General features: G+C 78.8%; 1 protein-coding gene. It reads right to left on the bottom strand.

The window, feature by feature from the left end:
* On the bottom strand, nucleotides 1-504 hold a 504-nt coding region (locus GU5_RS16400; RefSeq protein WP_010525330.1), incomplete at its 3' end, for a hypothetical protein.
* Between the last annotated feature and the right edge of the window lie 133 nt (nucleotides 505-637).

Raw genomic sequence — 637 nt, 5'->3', positions numbered from 1 at the left:
CGCGTCGACCATCTCCTGGAGCCGGTCATCGCGCGCCTCGACGGCGTCGACGGCTTCTGCGTCGCGCGACGGCGTCACGGCCCGCGGATCCATCGCCTGCAGCGGCACCACCAGGGCGGCGGCCAGCACTCCGGCCAGCGGCCCGGCCGATGAGCCGAGCATCGGCGCCAGCACGCCGAGCAGCACCGGAGCCAGGATCAGCGCCCCCTCGTCCCGGCGCGCCTCGCGGCGCAGCCCCGACTCCAGGTGTGCCGCCGCGTCCGCGCGCGATGAGGACCCGGCGCCGTCGGCGCTCGCGCGCCGGCGTCGCAGACGGGCCAGCGTGGGAACGGCCGGGCAGCTCGCCCCCGCCAGCAGCGCCAGCGCCCCGACGAGCAGCAGCCGACCCACCGGCTGCTCGGCGAGGTCCGTGCCGACGGCGGCGTGGGCGGCCGCCAGCCGGTCCACGGCCGAGAGCAGCACCAGGAGTACGGGCACGTGCACCAGCGCGGCGGTCAGCAGCACGAGGCGCTCCCCCGCCGTTCCGCCACGACGCCGGCCAGCGACGCGCCGACCGCCAGTCCGGCCAGGGCGCACGCCGCGGCCAGGGCCGCCGGCAGCAGAGCGCCCACGGCGACGCCGAGGTGGATCAGCAGCC

Origin of the sequence: Nesterenkonia sp. F, assembly GCF_000220985.1 — a bacterium.
In the GTDB taxonomy this organism is placed as follows: Bacteria; Actinomycetota; Actinomycetes; order Actinomycetales; family Micrococcaceae; genus Nesterenkonia.
Note: the sequence above shows the minus strand (reverse complement) of the source record. Positions and strands in the feature narration are given on the sequence as shown.